Raw genomic sequence first — 17,231 nt, forward strand, 5'->3', positions numbered from 1 at the left:
AGGTCTTCAATCTGTTCGTACTGTGCTTGGGTGATTTCCATTAGCACAGTATATCAAATAGCGTTAACAGGCCCTAGCCGACCACCCCGCCGGACATGAAAAGGCCGGCCCGAGGGCCGGCCGATACGAAGGCCGTTAAGGAGCACCGCTAGACCGTCCCCTGGGGTGCTTCCTCCCCCTCCTCGCGGAGACGTCCTCCCAGATCCTCGGCGTTCCGCGCCAGACGCTCCACGACATCCCGCATGTGCGTGCGCTGGGCCGGGTGCCCCTGTTCGGCCAGCTGCGCCAGCCGCGAATGGGCGCCCCGGAAGCGCCGTCGGGAGCTATCCCAGTCGGCGGGCACCTCGGCTCGTCTCGGCTCGGTACCGCGGACTCCCTGCGGGGAGGGGCCATCCCCTCCGTCGAGGAGGCGCTCCTGCTCCCTCAAGGAGCTTTCGGCCCGATTAAGCACGGCATTCCATTCCAGGGTGCTGAAACTTTTCATGGATCCCTCTTGATTAATGACTTTTTTATTCTTTTATCGGGCCGCACCGCCTAGCGCGCGGTCCGCCCCCCCTATCGGATGTTTCCATGCCTGATCCTCTGCAATTATCGGCAATGGAATCCGCATACGGTTCCCATTCGCGGTGCTTCGGCCGCGCCATGGGCCGGCCCGCGAATCGATTTTTCCACTCCTTTTGAGACGCGTACGGCACCTTTCGGGGAGATTCCTGATAACTGGAATTTTTCCCGGATTCTTCCTTTCAATCCGGGAAACCGCTCAGAATATGCGGCTCTTCCCCAATGGCCGTCCTTCGGGCAATGCCGCCGCTTCCACGGTCCTCTTCCCCCGCCGTACCGGAAACGCGGCGGGGAAGCCAGGAACCCATTGTTGCCGCACCCCTCGAAGGTAATGTGGCGGGGAGTGCTCTTCTCCGAAGACTCCGCGGCCTCCTGCCGCTACCATGGGGGGCGGGGTCCGCCGGGCCCGGCGGACGGATCCCGCAGACGGTCCCTTGCAGCCTGTCGCGCTTATATTCCAGGAACATGAAGGGGAATCCCGCTTATGAAAGAGCCCCGGGAAGGCGACCCGGAGTGGGTGGCGGAGCACAGCGCCTCCTCCCTGCGGCGCCTGATGCCCCGCATCGAGGCGCGCTTCAAGGAGCGCACCGACCCGGCGGAGTGGGAGGCCTACGTGGAGCGCCTCACCCGCCACTTCCCGCGCCTCTTCCAGCTCCTGCACACGCTCTACGGGGACAACTACGACTTCTTCTACCATCTGGAGAGCATCCTCGCCTCGGCCACCGAGATGTGGCTCACCCGTCCCGACGAGCTCAAGGCCCTGGACGCTCTGCGCGAAGCCGACCCCTACTGGTACCAGTCGCAGCGCATGATGGGCGCCACCTGCTACGTGGACCTGTTCGCCGGGGATCTGGAGAAACTGCGGGAGCGCACGCCCTATCTCTCGGAGCTGGGCATCACCTACCTGCACCTCATGCCGCTGTTCCAGGTACCGGAGGGGGACAATGATGGCGGCTACGCAGTGCGCAGTTACCGGAAGGTGAACGAGGCGCTGGGCACCATGGGCGAGCTGGCGGAGCTGGCCACCGAGCTCCGCCACCACGGTATCTCGCTGACCCTGGACTTCGTGTTCAACCATACCTCCGACGAGCACGAGTGGGCCCGGCGGGCCCTGGCCGGCGAGCGGGAGCTCCAGGGCTACTACCGCATATTCCCCGACCGCGAGTGGCCGGATGCCTACGAGGCCACCATGCCGGAGGTCTTCTCCGAGGATCACCCCGGGGCCTTTACCTACGTTCCCCGGATGAAGAAGTGGGTCTGGACCACCTTCCACACCTACCAGTGGGACCTGAACTACGCCAATCCGGCGGTGTTCAACAGCATGCTCGAGGAGATGCTGTTCCTCGCCAATCAGGGCGTGGAGATCCTGCGCCTGGACGCGGTGGCCTTCATCTGGAAGCGCCTGGGCACCAACTCCCAGAACCTGCCGGAGGCCCACTGGATCATTCAGGCCTTCAACGCCCTGGCGAAGATCGCCGCGCCGGCGGTGGTGTTCAAATCGGAGGCCATCGTCCACCCGGACGAGGTACGCCGCTACATCTCCACCGAGGAGTGCCCGCTTTCCTATAACCCGCAGCTCATGGCGCTGCTGTGGGAGGCGCTGGCCACCCGCGATACCCGCGTGCTGTACACGGCCATGGAGCGCAGCTTCCATCTGCCCGAGGGCTGCACCTGGGTCAACTACGTGCGCAGCCACGACGACATCGGCTGGACCTTCGCCAACGAGGACGTGGAGGCCGTGGGCTTCGACCCCGACGCCCACCGGCGCTTCCTGACGCAGTTCTACACCGGCCGCTTTCCGGGCAGCTTCGCCCGCGGCGCCCCCTTCCAGGAGGAGCCGGAGACCGGCCAGGCCCGGGTTTCCGGCACCTGCGCGTCGCTGGCCGGGCTGGAAAAGGCGCTCGAGGAGGAGGATTGCAAGGAGGTGGACCTGGCCGTCCGCCGCATACTGCTCCTCCAGGGCATCAACATCACCATCGGGGGTATCCCGCTCATCTATCTGGGGGACGAGATCGCCAGCCTGAACGACTACAGCTACGACCAGGAACCGGCCAAGATGGGGGATTCGCGCTGGCTGCACCGCGCGCCCTTCGACTGGGAACGGGCGGAGCAGCGCCACGACACCACCACGGTCCCGGGACGGGTGTACGAGGGCCTGCTGCGGCTCATCCAGCTGCGCCAGCAGAACCCCGCTTTCACCCGCTCCGAGACGGAATTCGCCGCCACCGGCAACAAGCACGTCTTCGGCTACATCCGCATCAACGACCAGGCCAGCGTCCTGGTGCTCGCCAACTTCAGCGAGCACGAGCAGTGCCTGGAGGCGCGGCGGCTCCGCCAGATGGGCATGCGCAAGACCATGGTGGACCTGTTCGCGGGCCGCACCATCATCGCCACCCAGGAGCTGGTCATGGAGCCGTATCAGTTCATGGTGCTGAGCCGGGGCAGCTGAAGCGAGGAAACGCACCATGCGCAAGCAGATCATCGGCGCCCGGCAGACCGAGCCAATCCCCTGGGAAGAAGGCTGGCTGGACCTGGAGGCGCTGGCCCGGGTAGAGGTCACCTCCGAGGCGCCCGAATATCCCGTGGAGAATGCCCTGCTCCCCGGACGCCGGGACGGCTGGCGGGCATCCGCGCCCGGACCGCAGACGCTCCGCCTGCTGTTCGACGAACCACGGGCGCTCATGCGGGTCCAATTGGAATTCCGGGAGACCGTGGAGTCCCGGACCCAGGAGCTGTTCCTGGGCTGGGCCACCGGGCCCGGCGAGGAGCCGCGGGAGATCGTCCGCCAGCAGTGGCATTTCGACCCGGAGGGCGCCACGCGGGAGGACGAGGACTACCGGGTCGAGCTGGCCCGGGTGGGTGTGCTGGAATTGGTCATCGTGCCGGACATCAGCCACGGCGACGCCCGGGCTTCCCTGGAGCGGCTGCGGGTGGCCTAGCCCCGGCGCGGCTTTCCAATCTTCACCGGAGGAGCGCTCCGTGACCATCGGATCCCCGCAAGACATCGAGGGCCTGCGCGCCGCAGGGTGGGTCGTCGCCCACACGCTCAAGGAGATGGCCGAGCAGGCGCGGCCCGGCATGACCACCGCGGAGCTGGACGCCCTGGGCGCCGAGATCCTGGAGCGCCACGGAGCGCGCTCCGCGCCGCAGCTCTGCTACGACTTCCCGGGCGCCACCTGCATCAGCCTCAACGAGGAGGCGGCCCACGGCGTACCCGGCGACCGAACGCTGCAGAAGGGCGACGTGGTGAACGTGGACGTCTCCGCGGAGCTGGACGGCTACTTCGCCGATACCGGAGGCAGCTTCCTCATGCCCGGGGCCTCCGCGGAAATGGAGCGCCTCTGCGCCGCCACCCTGCGCGCCCGGGATAGCGCCCTCGCCCAGGTGCGCGCCGGCCAGCCCCTGAACGTGATCGGCCGGGCCATTCAGCAGACCGCCCGGCTGGAGGGCTTCAAGGTGCTGCGCAACCTGGGCAGCCACGGCGTGGGCGCCACCCTCCACGAGGAGCCGCGCTTCATACCGCCCTACTTCGATCCCCACGACGACCGGGTCCTGGAGGACGGCCAGGTGATCACCATCGAGCCCTTCCTTTCCACCCACGCCTCCCGGGTCCGGGAGGGTGCGGACGGTTGGACCCTTTCCGGCCCGCGCAAGAACCGCTCGGCGCAGTACGAGCATACGTTGGTGGTCACCAAGGACGAGCCCCTCATCCTCACCAAGGCCTGATGCCGGGGGTGCACCCCGCTTCGCGGACCATTCCCCGGGGGAAGCCCGGCCATGAATCCGCTGCAGAGCCAGTTCGCCCTTCCGCGCGGTCCCCTGGGACGGGTGGCCGGTTGGGTGATGGCCCTTTCCAATCGGGCCTTGGCGCGGGAAACCCTCTCCCTGCTCGAGCCCGCCCGGGGGGAATGCGTCCTGGAGATCGGCGCGGGCCCCGGGGTCGGAATCGGCGATGCGGCGGAGCGAGTAAAGGACGGACTGGTGATGGGCGTGGACCTCTCCGAGGTCATGCTGGCCCAGGCGGCGCGCCGGAACCGGGCCCACATGCGGGCCGGCCGGGTGGGGCTGCAGCGGGCCTCCGCCTCGCGCCTACCGTTCCGGAGCGGGGCCTTCCAGGCCGCCTTCACCATCAACAATATCCAGCTCTGGCCCGATCCCATGGCCAGCCTGGACGAAACCGCGCGCATCCTGTGCCCGGGCGGGCGCCTGGCCATCGCCCTGCAGCAGCGGGACGCCGAAAGCGCCATGGAGACGGCCTTTCAGCGCCGGAGCCTGGACCGGCGGGCCCGGGCCGCCGGACTGGAGATCGCGGCCAAGCGCACCAAGCCCCTCAATCCGACCCCGGCCTTCCTCCTGCTGGTGCGCAAGCCTAGCGGATGAGCCGGGCCAGCTTCTTGAAGCTGTCGGTGCCCGCCTGCTGCAGCCACTCGAACAGGATCGATTCCACGTTGGCCACCTGCACGCCGTTGCTCCGCAGGCGGTGGAGGGCATTCTCCTTGTGGTCGGCGCGCCGCGAGCAGATCCCGTCCTCCGCCACGAAGGGGGTGTAGCCGGCTCCCCGCAGCTCCAGGGCGGTCTGCAGAACGCAGACGTGGGCCTCCATGCCGAGCAGGACCACCTGGCTGCGGCCGGTGGCCTCCAGGGCACCGGAGAAGGCCGATTCGCCGCAGCAGGAGAAGCTATCCTTGCTCAGGACCTGGACGTTCTGCGGGAACTGGTCGCTTACCTCGGGCAGGGTGGCACCGAGCCCCTTGGGGTACTGCTCGGTGGCGATCACGGGGACATCGAGCGTTTCCGCGGCCTGCAGAAGCACGCCCACACCGGCCAGCACCTCGCGCCGGACATCGGGGTTCATGGCGGGAGCGAGCTTTTCCTGGATGTCCACGACGGCCAGGACACTGTTTTCGGCGCGGGCGATAGTCATGGCGGAAGGTTCTCCTTGGCGCTAACTGGTTACAAGCCCCCATGCAAAGGGAGGCCAGGGACCGGATTGTAAGCCAATCCGCGGCCGCGCTGCAGGCCCGGTTCCCGGCAACGGCAATTCATTGCATTTTACTCTCCACTGCTCCGAGTGCGGGGCCGCGGAAACGGCAACCGCAGCATGGCCGCGATTCACCGTGCCCTAACTCCCTGGAGGCAAAGGAAAAGCCCTTCCCGGAAGGGAAGGGCTTTGCGCGCCGCCTTTGGCGCCGGCGTAGTCCGGGAAGCGGGCTCCGATACGGCGATCAGAAGCTGTAGGTCAGCCCCGCGGACAGGCGGGTCACCGTGTCGGCGGGCTCGATGTCCGTCCCGCGGTACGTCATGGTTTCCCAGACGCGGTAGATGTACTCCCCGCCGGCCTTGATCCCGAGGTGGTCGCCGAGCATATAGGTCAGGCCCAGGCCGACATTGGCACTGTAGTTGTACCAGGTGTCATCCAGGGAGCCATTCCTGTAGACCTTGTAGTCCAGCTTCCTCCAGCCATAGGCGCCACCGAACTTGAAGTGGGGAATCAGCCTTTCCTGCACGGCAAAGGGCACGAGGAAGTCCAGCCCGAAGGCCACTTGGCTGTTGCTGGCAATCTCTTCATCCCCGGTGAGGGACTCGTAGAACAGCTCCACCTGCGGGGACTTCTCCGCTCCAAAAGCGCCATATACCCGGTAACCGGACAGGGATCCATTGTCCGTAGTTGAGCTGCCAGGCGTATACGTGGTTTCGCGGCTGACGGAATCGCTGACGTAGTCGACCCCGAGCTCGGCGGCGGCGCCGGCGGTGGCGAAGAAGCCCAGGACCGCTGCCAGGCCCAACCGGTAAAGATGTTGCACCGTACTCCCCCTTTTTGAATGGCATGTTATCCCCGGATGGGGCATTTAAGAGCATTAGAATCTAGCATCCGGTAAATATCGCCGCAATGGTAAGCGGGATTCTATAAGCCCTTTCATTGCAAATATAATTAATATCCGATTTAAATTTTAAATAGGCATAACGAGTGGCAGCTGGACCCACTTAAAAAGTTAGGGATTGCCGCACAGGAAATCAGAATAGGCCAGCTTGGGGGGATTACCAGCTTCCGCAATAAGAATGCGGAATTGAAGGGGGATATCCGGAGAAGCCGGGAAGCCCTCGGAGGACCGGATTCACACCATGGTATAGATGATGAGCCCGAAGGTGAGCGCGGTAGCCAGGAAGGCGAACAGGGCCAGGGCCCCGTCCCGGGCGATCAGGGCGAGTCCGAAGGCGGTCAGGGCGACGCCGGCGCCATTGGCGCTGAAGGGGATCAGCTCCATGACCGGCATGCCGAGGGCGATGAGGATGCAGACCCCGGCGATGGCGTAGAGCGCGGTTCCCTGGGCAAACCGCCGCAAGCGCGGCCGGGTCCAGCGGTCCAGGAACCGCGCGGGCGGCCGCATCCAGCGCAGGGCCTTGCAGAGCCCTTGCCGCCCCACGGAGCGCTTGAGGAGCCAACCGGGCAGCCAGAAGTGCTCCCGCCGGAACAGTAGCTGGCCGGCGGTAAGCAGCACCAGCGCCGCCATGATGGTGGGCATACCGGGAATATCGCCGATAACGGGGGCAAGCGTGATCAGGCCCGACAACAGGATCAGGGGCCCGAAGGAGCGACGCCCGGTGGCGTCGAGAATGGTGTCCAGGTTGACCCGCTCCCGCTCGGCTGCCGCATCGCCGATCCGGTCGAGCAGGTCCTCCAGGCTCAGGGGCTCTTGGCGCATATCCCCACCGTGCGCCATTCCCGCTGCCGGAAGAAACAGCCGTCCATATGGGCTGCCGGAACCAGGCCGGGTACCGGCCTTCAGGTCGCCGGGGGACGGCCTACCGGTCCCAGGAACCGGGGCACCCGCTCCCGGTAGACGCGGTATTCAGCGCCGTATTGCCGCTCCAGCCAGGGCTCCTCGGTGAAGGGAAACACCACGAAGCCCAGGATCCCGGGAATGGCCGCCAGCGCCGCCGGCACGGAATCGGTGAGCACCACCAGACCGACGATGACCATCAGGTTCCCCAGGTACTGGGGATTGCGGGTAAAGCGGTACGGTCCCGTGGTGACCAGGGCATCCTTCAGTCCCGCCGTGGCCCGCTCCCCCAGGAAGGCCACCCCGTGGAAGGCGAGCCCGATACCGCCGAGCACGAGGACGGCCCCGACCCAGCGCACCCAGCCACCGCCCAGACCCAGGGTGTCCACGGAGGACACCCCGACCACCATCAGTCCCGCGAAGAGGAGGATCGTGCACATCCAAACCAGGGCGATCCGCCAGCCCGCCCCCTTCGTGGTTGGCGGCCAGACGCGGCGGTTGGGGAGCACCAGGGAGCCGACCAGGGCCAGCAACAGAATCAGCCCGGTGGCCAGGGTAACCCAGAAGCTCGGGGATGGTTGCGGCAAGGCGGCCTCCCTCCCTTTGCGCGGGGGCTGTCGGTTCAGTCCGGTTCCCAGACCCGCCAATCGGCCAGCAGGGGAAAATACAGCGCCGTCCTGGCCGGCCGCTCCTCCAGACTCCGGAACAGCGCGGCGTAGCCCTCCAGCTGCTCCCGGTAGCGCTCCCGCTCGCCGTCGAGGAAGGCATCGCGGCCGCCGCCCTCGTGGCTGCCGGTCTTGTAGTCCACGATCCAGCGCGTGCCGTCGCCGTCCACGAAGGTGCGGTCGATGACACCGTTCACCAGCTTGCCGCCCAGCAGGCCGCTGACGGGATATTCGCAGCGGGCCTCGCGGTGCCCGGGGTCGAGCAGCCAGCGGCCGCGCTCGTCAGCCAGGGTGCCCTGCAGGGCCGCCACGACTCGGTCGGCGGCCTCCTCCAGCGCGGAGCCCGGTACGCCCAAAGCCGCCAGCTCCTCCAGGAAGGTGGGGCGCCGCCCGGCGATGCGCCCCTCGTCCCAGGCAGCGGGACCCTGCTCGGCGATGACGCGCAGCATGCGGTGGACGAGCGTTCCAACCCGCAGGGCGGTGGTTACCGCGCACAGGTCGGTTAGCGGCGGCTCCTCCTCACCCCAGGGCGCCGCCTCCGTGCGGGCTTCGGCCTCCCGCTGGTAGCTCTCCGGCTGGGGCTCCGGCCGCCAGCCGGCGGGCAGGCGCAGGATTCGGTCGGGGGGCGCCTCCCGCGCCGCCGGGGCGGCGGCGGGCTCGGTCAGGCCGGCCTCGAAGGCGGCCTCGAAATCCGCGCCCACCAGGGGCCACAGCATATGGAGAAGGCTGGTGCTCGGCGGGGTCAGCACCTCCTTGCTCGGCTTCCAGGGACAGTGGCCCACCAGGTGCAGGCGCCGCTTGGCCCGGGTAGTGGCTACGTAGAGGAGGCGGCGGATCTCGTTGCGGTCCCGCTCCGTCTCGATGCTGCCCAGGTAGTCGTAGATGGGGTCCTTCTCCGAGCCGGTGGGGTGCACCGGCGCCAGTAGCAGGTCCCGTCCCCGGGCGCTGGGCCGCTCCAGGTGGCGCAGCAGCTTGCCCCCCTCGCCGGCCCTCAGGTCGCGACCGAGCCCGGGCAGGATCACCACCTCGAACTCCAGCCCCTTGGCCTTGTGGATGGACATGACCTGTACGCGGCCCTCCCCCGGCTCCGGCCGGGCGTAGAGGCGCTCCATGTGCTCCTCGAGCCGGTCGGGATCGGGCAGGGCGCCCCCCTCCTCCAGCCCCTCCAACAGGTCGAGGAATTCCCGCGCGTCGTCCAGGTCCGTGGCCCGCGTCGCGGTGGCCGGACCGCCCAGGGCACGCCAGGTCCGCTCCACGCGACGACGCAGGCCGCCCCGTTGGCGGTCCGCCGCCGCCTCCAGCAGCACCTCCGCCACCCGCTCCAGACGCTGCCGGCCGTCCGCGGACAGACCCGCCCGGACCGCCTCGTCGGCCAGGCGCTCCAGGGGCAGCGCGTGGGGGGCGGCCCCGAACAGATGGTGCAGGTCCGCCAGCGACAGCCCGCAGCAGGGACCGCGCAGCACAGCCATCCAGGCGATGCGGTCCGCCGGGTGGCCGAGGGCCCGCGCCAGCGCCTGCAGGCCCTGGATCACGGGCCGCTGGGAGAGCGGCTCGATCTCCACCGCCTGGTAGGGGATGCCGGCCGCCTGCAGGCGGTCGAGGATTCGCTCCAGATGGGGTCGGGCCCGCACCAGCACCGCCACCCGCTGGGTGGTGTCCTCGGCCAGCGCCTCGCCCACCAGGCGCTCCACCTCCCGCGCCTCGGCCTCCAGGGCCGCCGCTTCCATGTCGGGGTCGTCGCCGCGCCGCTCCTGCGGGAACAGCACGGGATGGCCGGCCACCTCGGCGCCGGGAGCGGGCTCGTGGAAGGCACGCGCGGCGGTGTAGGGCACGGCACCAGTGCTGACCTCCTCCGCCCGCGGCAGGATGGCGGGAAAGGCGCCGTTCACCGCCGACACCACCGCCGGATCGCTGCGGAAGTTGACGGACAGCTCCAGGGGCTCGGGATGCAGGTCGCCTATGCCGGCGGCGCGGGCGCGCAGGAACAGGCCCACCTCGGCGTCGCGGAAGCGGTAGATGGACTGCATGGGATCGCCCACCAGGAACAGGCTGCGCCCGTCCCCGGGCGCCCAGCCGGCGGTGAGGCGCTCCAGCATGCCCATCTGCAGGTTGGAAGTGTCCTGGAACTCGTCCACCAGCAGGTGCGACAGCCGCTGGTCCAGGGCCAGCGCCAGGTCAGTGGGCGCCTCCGGGTCGCCCAGGGCGTCGCGGGCGGCGAGGCCGAGGCCGGTAAAGTCGATCTCGCCGCGCCTCTGGAACACCAGGTCGAGCTGCGCCGCCGCCAGCGGCAGCACCTCGATGAGCGCGTCCAGCAGCCGCCATTGGGCATCGGTGTAGCGGGGCTCGGGCAGAACCGCCACGGACTGGAGGCGCTCGGCCAGCTCCGGCGCCTGGGTGGCCAGGGCGTCCAGAAGCTCCTTCATGGCCGCCTTGCTGGCCTCGAAGGCCGCCCCCTCCCCCTCCGGCGCGTCCTTGGCGGCGGGGAAGCCCTGGGTCTTGGTCACCGACCTCCGCCAGTCGCCGTCGCCGGTAAGGAGCAGAGCGGCCAGCCCCTGCCAGGCCGCCAGGTCCTCGGGACCGGTGCCCGGGGGCCCCTCCCGCCCTTCCAGGCCTAGCAGCGCCGAATCCTTGCCCTGGGCGCGCAGGTTGGCCGCGGCGAAGGCACCCAGCCGCGCCGCCTCCCCCAGTCGACCCACCGGGAAGGCCGCCCGGGCGGCCTCCAGGGTCTCGGTGACGGCGCGCTCCAGTGCGGCCTCGAAGAGGGGTCGGGCCTCGTCGGGCGCCAGGCGGTGACCCACCAGGGGCGCCAGCCATTCCTCCCGGTGGGCCAGCAGGTCCGCCAGCAGGCCCTCGGCCCGCTCCCAGTTGTTGTCCAGGTGGCGCACGAGTGCCGCCACCTGCTCGCTGTAGCCGTCGTGCTCCACCAGCCCCAGCGTGGCGCGCGCCGCCTCCTCATACAGCGGGCCGGCGCGCTCCGTGACGCTCGGCGGCAGGCCGAATCCGGCCAGCACCGGAAGCTGGCGGGCCAAGGAGGCGCACAGGGCGTCGATGGTCTGCACCCGCAGCCGGTTGGGATTACGGGCCAGGTTCCAGCGCGCCTCCTCGGGCTTGGCCGTCTCGCGCTCCAGCACGGCGTCGGCCATGGCGCGCGTGATGCGGGCGTTGTCGTCGGCGGGCGGCTCCCCGGCCTCCGCCGCCCGCAGGGCGCCGACGATGCGGCTGCGCATCTCCTCGGCGGCCTTGCGGGTGAAGGTGATGGCCAGGATCTCCTCGGGCTCCTCCACCGTGGTGAGCAGCCGCAGGAAGCGGTTCACCAGGAGGCTGGTCTTCCCGGAGCCGGCCGGGGCCTGGACGATGAAGGAGCGCTCCGGGTCGATGGCGGCGCGGCGCGCCTCGCCGTCGGCCAGCCCCTCCTGGAAGGGAACGGCCCGCTCACTCGCCGCCAAGGTCGTCTTTCCCCGGGTCGTCGTGGTGGATCTGGCACAAGGCCGGGAGCGGGCAGGTCCGGCAGGGCGACTTGCTGCTGCCGGGTCCGAAGCGGGGGGCCACCGCCGCCTTGCCGGTGCGGATCTCCTCCGCCAGGTCGCCGAGCACCTGCCGCCAGTCCCCGGCCAGGGCGGCCCAGTTCCGGCCCTCCGCCTCCCGGGCCTGGTCGGCGGGCTTGATGCCGCGGCCGCCCGACCCCTCGTCGATGCCGTCGGCGGCGAGGCCGCTGAAGTCCATGAGGTCCGGCTTGAGCCGCACGAAGGCCGCCCCGGCCACCTGCTCGCCCAGGGCCAGGGCGTACAGGGGAAGCTGGGGCTCCTCGGGGCGCTCGCCCAGCCAGCGCCGGTAATCGGCCTCGCCGGTCTTGTAGTCGATCACCAGCCAGCGGCCGTCCGCCAGCTCGTCCACGCGGTCCACCTGGAGCTTGACGTTCACCCCGCCCACCGCCGCCTCGGCGGGCAGCTCGCGGTCCAGCACCCGGAACGGGGTGTGCCGCTGGGCCTCCTTGCCCAGCCATTGCTCCAGGCGCTCGGTGAGGCGCCGCACCTCCAGGCGGGCCGCGCGCTCGCCGAACAGCCCGGGGTGCTCGCGGCGCGTCGAGTCCACCGCGGCGCGGCTGGCCGCCTTGCAGAGCTGATTGAGCCGCTCGGGGCTGCAATCCCGGAGCGTGGCCTGGTCGCCGAGCTCGCCCCAAACGGTGTGCAGGGCTTCGTGCAGGAGGTTGCCGCGGATCGGTGGCGTGGGGTGGGAAGGCGGCGCCTCCGGGGCGGAGGCGCCCAGCCGGCGGGCGGCGAAGGCCCGGAAGGGGCAGGCCGACTGATCGCGGAACAGCGAGGCGCCGCCCGGCACCGGCCCCTCCTCGCCCAGCGGCGGCCCCCACGGATCGTGCAGGGGCTCCAGGTCCGCGGCGCGCCGCAGACGCTCCTCCCAGGCCCGGCCGGGCACGGAGGCCTCGGGCGGCGCCGGCTCCGGGGCCAGCCCGGCCACCAGCGGACTGGGCTGCAGCTCCTCGTCGCGCGCGCCGCGCTCCGGATAGCTGGCCACCACCACCGGCGCCGAGGCCAGGAGGCGCTGCATGGTGCGCTCGGCGAAGGCCAGCTCCCGCTCCGGCGTGGCCCGGGGGAGCCCCTGCTGGCGCTGCAGGCGCCGCGGCAGAAAGGGGTTGGGCCGGGGCGGCTGCGGCCAGGCCCCCTCGTGCATCCCCAACAGCCACAGCCGGTCGAATTCCAGGCCCGCCGCCTCCAGGATGCCCAGCACCTGCACCGGGGCCTCCGGGTTGCTGCGCGGCTGGAAGACCGCCTCGCCCGCCAGCCGGCGCAGCCGCCGCAGGGCCTCGTGCAAGGGTACCGGCCCGGATACGCCGTCCAGCGCCGCCATGGGCTCCAGGACCCGCTCCCGCCAGGCGCCCACCGCCTGGAACTCCACGCTGTCCAGGGTGCGCTCGCCGGGCCAGCCCAGGTCGCCCAGCAGGTCGGCGAAGGTCTCGGCCCAGGCGCTCGGCGGCCGGTGGGCGGGCAGCGCCTCCAGGCGGCGCCGGGCCCGGCCGAGGGCCCCGGCGAGCCGCGGACAGCCGTGGGCCGCGGGCTTGCCCCCGGCACCCGTGGCGGCGGCGAGCTGGGCAACCACCGAGCGATCCACGCCCTGGCCGCCCCGGCGGCGCAGGCGCAGGTCCAGGCGCACCCGCGCCCCCGCCTCCGCCTCGCTCGCCTCCAGGTAGGGGGAGCGGACCAGCGCCCCGGCCTCGGTGATGGGCAGCTCGTCCACCACCAGGGACAGGACGGACAGGGCGGCGTGCAGGACCGGCACCTCCGCCAGGGGCTGGCCCAGGGAGAGGTTGAAGGCCAGCTCGTCGGGGGCCCGCTCGGGATGGGTCAGGGGGTCGTGGAAGGTGTCCAGCAGCGCCCGCTCCAGGGGAGCGCGCACCTCGCCCAGGTCAGGGACCACGATCCCCACCGGGCCCTCGGCGCCCGCCTCCAGCTCATGCCGCGCCCAGGCAGCGGCCGCCCGGATCTCCGCGTCCCGGTCCGGGTAGGGGGCCAGCCGGGCCGCGGGGCTTTCGCTGCCGGGTCGCGGCTCCGGCGCACCCGCCACCTCCGTGCCCAGCGCCTCCAGCACGTCCAGGAGGTGGGCCTGCTGGGGAGAGCGCTCGTCGAAGCCCGCCAGCACCAGCCGGCGGGGCGGTGGCAGGGCCCCCTCGCGAAAGGCGGCGGCCAGCCGGTCGGGAAGCTGTGCGCGGGTGATCCAGCCGCCCCGCGCCAGCCGGCGCTCGAAGGCGCCGCGCCAGCGGCGGAAGGCGCTGGCGTCCACCGAGGCCGCCGCCTCCTGCGAATCGCCGGGACCCGCGGCCTGGTCCAGCCGCCACTGGTGCACCAGGGTCCAGGCCTCCTGCACCAGCGGGGCGGTTCCGGCGACGCGGAACCCTTCCGGGAGCTCCGCGTCCGCCGCCATGACCGCCTCCCAGAGGGTCAGCTCCTGGCCCGGGCCGAGGAGCATGCCCGGCAGGGCCGCGAAGTCCCGCGCATCAGTCCAGCAGCGCTGCAGCCATGCCTCCCAGGGCAGGGCATCCGGACTGGGCCAGGCGGCGCGCCCGGCCTCCAGCTGGCGCTGCTGGTAGGCCCGGCGCAGGGTGCGGGCGAGTCGGTTGGTGGCGGACAGGACGGTGGCGCCCTGTTCCAGCTCGTCGAGGAGTCGGGATTCCATGGCTCTCGGCAGCGATTGCACCCGGGCCGGGCTAGTAGGGGTTCATCCCGAGAAGGATGCCCCATTTCCGGCCCCGGGGCCAACCGCCGGGCGCGAGCGGCGCCTCGCCGGACGGGGTTTCGGAGGGAACGCCCATCGCGGAACGAGTCCGATCGCCGGGGCTTGACCGTGGTCGAGAAGTCGGGACAGTGCCCCGTTTAAGCGCTATCCGCGTCCTTCAACCGGCCCCACCAGGGGTACCGCCCCAAGGGCCCCTTGCCGATTCCACGGGCTAGGTCCGGCCGCGGCTGTGGCCATCCCCCACCCCCCCGGCGATGAGGTGGGCGGTCCGCAGGGGCTCGGGGATCTTGCCGTGCAGCGCCCACTGGTGCACCGCTTGCTCCGCCTCGGCGGGGGTCAGTCCGGCCCGCTGGACGTGGACCCCGGCGACGGGCTCCATGGGCCCCAATCGTTCCAGGACGGCCCACTTGCGCGCGCCGTCCGGTACGCGCTCCAGCAGGGCGCGACGGATGCGCGGCCGGTCCGGCGCCCGGCGGGAGACCACCAGCACCGGGATTCCGAGGGCGTGGTGGAGCAGCACCGGGTCCACCACGTTAAATCCGGCCACGGCCACGCCCTGCAGGAGGATCAGCTTGAGCTGGGCGTGGAATCGCGACTGGGCCACCAGGCGGATCAGGGTGGCGGTGGCGTCGGCACCGTCCCGGCGTACGTGGCCGCTCACCACGCCGTCCAGCCGGTCGCGGGCGAATACCGCCCCCACCACCCGCACCGGCCCCTCGCTGTCCCGGCCGAAGGGGACGTCGTCGAAGCCGATGGCATGCGCGAACCCGACTCGCCCCATGACGGAACGGCTCAGGTGCCTTCGGGGGCCGGGACCACCCCGAACAGCAGCTCGAGGTAATTGCGGTAGTGGCGCAGGTGGGCGGCCACCACCTCCGGTTCGCCCCGGGTTTTGGAGAGGATGAAGGCGCCCTCGAAGACGGTGGTGAGCAGGTCGGCGAGGCCGGCGGCGTCCACAGGGAGCCGGGGCGGATAGGCCGCGAGGACCGCCTCGAACTTGCTCCCGAGGCGCTCCCGCCAGCGATCGAAGGTGGTGTTGATGACGCCGATGGTGGCGGGGTCGAACTGCCGGCTCTCGTAGCAGTAGGAGGCGAATAGGCAGCCCGGGTAGGGCTCGGTGAGGGCCCCGGCGGCCTCCTCGTAGAGCCCCACGAAGATCAGGACCTGCTGAAGTGGATCGCGGCTCAGGCGCTCGGCGCGGGCCATGTACGCCTCCAGGTTGGCCAAGTCCTGCTCCGAGTAGCGCTCCACCAGGGCGCGGGCCAGCTCCCCCTTGCCGCGGAAATGGTAAAAGAAGGCGCCCTTGGTGATGCCGGTCTCGGTGAGGACCATGTCGAGGGAAGTACCGGCGAAGCCGTGGTCCAGTACCAGCGATTCGGTGGCATTCAGGATGCGCTCTCGGGTGGCGCTGCCATCGCGCGGCATGGGGAGTCCTCCAGGGTTGTTCGGCCGCCCTTGCATACCGGACGGTATGGAGATTTTTGCCTGCAAACCTTTAGGAAATCCACCTTATAGGTATTCACCCCAATTCATTTCGGCCCGGAGCCGGCGTAGTTCTTATACCAACCGGTCTGTTTAACACCCAGGGAGGGCCAGACCATGAGCTACGATACCCAGAAAGCCGAGGCTTTTGGCGACCGCATGGTGGACGTTCTGAACCAGGGGGCCTTGAGCCTCATGGTCTCGGTGGGCCACCGCACGGGCCTGTTTGACTGGCTGGACACCCTTTCCCCCGCTACCAGCACGGAGATCGCCCGGGAAAGCGGGCTGGATGAGCGCTATGTGCGCGAAGGGTTGGGGGCGCTGGTGACCGGCGGGGTGGTCGACTACGATTCGGAAACGGGCCGCTACACCCTGCCGCCCGAGCACGCGGACCTCCTGACCCGGCGGGCGGCGGAGAACGTGGCGGTGTTCGCCCAATACATCCCCCTGCTCGGGGCGGTGGAGGACGATATAGTGGCCTGCTTCCAACGCGGGGGCGGGGTGCCATACGCGCGCTATCCGCGCTTTCACGCGGTGATGGCGGAGGACAGCGGCCAGACGGTGCTCTCCTCCCTGATCGACCACATCCTGCCCCTGGCCCCCGGACTCCCGGAGCGTCTGGCGGTGGGCAGCCGGGTCCTGGACGTGGGCTGCGGCAGCGGCCGGGCGCTCAACCTGCTGGCGGCTACCTACCCCAACAGCCGGTTCCAGGGCTTCGATCTCTCCGGGGAGGCGGTGGCCATCGGACAACGGGAGGCGCAGGAGCGGGGGCTAGAGAATGTGCGCTTCGCGGTGCGGGACCTGAGCCAATTCGACGTGGAGGCCGAGCCCGAGGCATTCGACCTGGTGACCACTTTCGACGCGGTCCACGACCAGGCTCGACCCCTGTCGGTGCTGCGGGGCATCCACCGCACCCTGAAGCGGGACGGAGTCTACCTCATGCAAGACATCCACGGCCACAGCGAGGTCCATCACAACCGCGACCACCCGCTGGGTACCCTGCTCTACACCATCTCTTGCATGCACTGTATGACGGTTTCCCTGGCCCAGGGCGGCGAGGGATTGGGCGCCATGTGGGGGCGGGAGCAGGCCAGCCGCTACCTGGAAGAGGCGGGGTTCCAATCGGTGAGCATCCATCGGCTGGATCACGACATCCAGAACGATTACTACGTGATCCGCAAGGAGGCGGCGCATTAACGGTTAGCGCCCGGGGCGGCGGGCCCCTCACGCGCCGGGCCCGCTGGCCTCGATCCGGTCCGCCCACAGGAGGTTGCCGGCAGTACTCCTGACCCGGATGTGCAGGGGCCGTCCCCTGTCCTCGCCGGCCAGGTCGACGCAGGCATAATCGCGCCGGTTCCGGCCAGTCCCCTCCTGGACGCTGCGGATTTCCTCCAGCCGGGAACCACCGGCGGCTGTGCTCCGCGGTCCGGTGCCTGACTGGAAACATTGCCATTTCCGGAAATACGGATTGCAGGTTTATTGAAGGGCTACCGAC

14 protein-coding genes are annotated in these 17,231 nt (G+C 70.1%); 5 read left to right on the top strand and 9 right to left on the bottom strand.

Annotated features, from left to right (window positions below):
* Window positions 1-148 precede the first annotated feature (148 nt).
* Window positions 149-484 carry a hypothetical protein gene (locus ACERLL_RS00005; protein WP_373653998.1) on the bottom strand — a complete coding sequence of 112 codons (336 nt, stop codon included), beginning with the start codon at window positions 482-484 and terminating at the stop codon, window positions 149-151.
* Between the two features lie 561 nt (window positions 485-1,045).
* On the opposite strand from ACERLL_RS00005, the gene ACERLL_RS00010 reads away from it, so the two are divergent.
* Genes ACERLL_RS00010 through ACERLL_RS00025 form a run of 4 tightly spaced genes read left to right on the top strand, consistent with a single transcriptional unit; the run spans window position 1,046 to window position 4,941 of the window.
* Window positions 1,046-3,010, top strand: coding sequence for an amylosucrase (locus ACERLL_RS00010; RefSeq protein WP_373653999.1), 1,965 nt, complete (start codon window positions 1,046-1,048; stop codon window positions 3,008-3,010).
* Window positions 3,011-3,026: 16 nt separating this feature from the next.
* Complete coding sequence (locus ACERLL_RS00015) at window positions 3,027-3,500, top strand: carbohydrate-binding protein (protein WP_373654000.1); 474 nt, start codon at window positions 3,027-3,029, stop codon at window positions 3,498-3,500.
* Between the two features lie 40 nt (window positions 3,501-3,540).
* Window positions 3,541-4,287, top strand: a complete 747-nt coding sequence (gene map / locus ACERLL_RS00020) for a type I methionyl aminopeptidase (RefSeq protein ID WP_373654001.1) — start codon at window positions 3,541-3,543, stop codon at window positions 4,285-4,287.
* A 51-nt stretch (window positions 4,288-4,338) separates the two neighbouring features.
* Complete coding sequence (locus tag ACERLL_RS00025) at window positions 4,339-4,941, top strand: class I SAM-dependent methyltransferase (protein WP_373654002.1); 603 nt, start codon at window positions 4,339-4,341, stop codon at window positions 4,939-4,941.
* Here ACERLL_RS00025 and ACERLL_RS00030 read toward each other — a convergent pair.
* The 8 genes from ACERLL_RS00030 to ACERLL_RS00065 form a co-directional block, all read right to left on the bottom strand.
* On the bottom strand, window positions 4,931-5,485 hold the full coding sequence (locus tag ACERLL_RS00030) for an isochorismatase family protein (protein WP_373654003.1): 555 nt from the start codon (window positions 5,483-5,485) through the stop codon (window positions 4,931-4,933). The two genes, ACERLL_RS00025 and ACERLL_RS00030, sit on opposite strands and share 11 nt — an antisense overlap.
* Window positions 5,486-5,786: 301 nt before the next feature.
* Window positions 5,787-6,365: a hypothetical protein gene (locus ACERLL_RS00035; RefSeq protein ID WP_373654004.1), complete on the bottom strand. Its 579-nt coding sequence runs from the start codon at window positions 6,363-6,365 to the stop codon at window positions 5,787-5,789.
* Between the two features lie 312 nt (window positions 6,366-6,677).
* Window positions 6,678-7,265: an exopolysaccharide biosynthesis protein gene (locus tag ACERLL_RS00040; RefSeq protein WP_373654005.1), complete on the bottom strand. Its 588-nt coding sequence runs from the start codon at window positions 7,263-7,265 to the stop codon at window positions 6,678-6,680.
* Between the two features lie 80 nt (window positions 7,266-7,345).
* Window positions 7,346-7,930, bottom strand: a complete 585-nt coding sequence (locus tag ACERLL_RS00045) for a methyltransferase family protein (RefSeq protein ID WP_373654006.1) — start codon at window positions 7,928-7,930, stop codon at window positions 7,346-7,348.
* 35 nt (window positions 7,931-7,965) lie between these two features.
* Window positions 7,966-11,454, bottom strand: a complete 3,489-nt coding sequence (locus tag ACERLL_RS00050; protein ID WP_373654007.1) for a UvrD-helicase domain-containing protein — start codon at window positions 11,452-11,454, stop codon at window positions 7,966-7,968.
* A complete protein-coding gene (locus ACERLL_RS00055) occupies window positions 11,441-14,194 on the bottom strand; it encodes a PD-(D/E)XK nuclease family protein (RefSeq protein ID WP_373654008.1) in 2,754 nt (917 codons plus the stop codon). The genes ACERLL_RS00050 and ACERLL_RS00055 overlap by 14 nt, the downstream gene beginning before the upstream one ends.
* A gap of 271 nt (window positions 14,195-14,465) precedes the next feature.
* Window positions 14,466-15,035 carry an endonuclease dU gene (locus tag ACERLL_RS00060; protein WP_373654009.1) on the bottom strand — a complete coding sequence of 190 codons (570 nt, stop codon included), beginning with the start codon at window positions 15,033-15,035 and terminating at the stop codon, window positions 14,466-14,468.
* A gap of 11 nt (window positions 15,036-15,046) precedes the next feature.
* Entirely contained in the window at window positions 15,047-15,679 is a 633-nt protein-coding gene (locus ACERLL_RS00065) for a TetR/AcrR family transcriptional regulator (RefSeq protein ID WP_373654010.1), read from the bottom strand.
* A gap of 174 nt (window positions 15,680-15,853) precedes the next feature.
* On the opposite strand from ACERLL_RS00065, the gene ACERLL_RS00070 reads away from it, so the two are divergent.
* Window positions 15,854-16,933, top strand: a complete 1,080-nt coding sequence (locus ACERLL_RS00070) for a class I SAM-dependent methyltransferase (protein ID WP_373654011.1) — start codon at window positions 15,854-15,856, stop codon at window positions 16,931-16,933.
* Window positions 16,934-17,231 lie beyond the last annotated feature (298 nt).

The organism is Thiohalorhabdus sp. Cl-TMA (genome assembly GCF_041821045.1).
Lineage (GTDB): Bacteria > Pseudomonadota > Gammaproteobacteria > Thiohalorhabdales > Thiohalorhabdaceae > Thiohalorhabdus > Thiohalorhabdus methylotropha.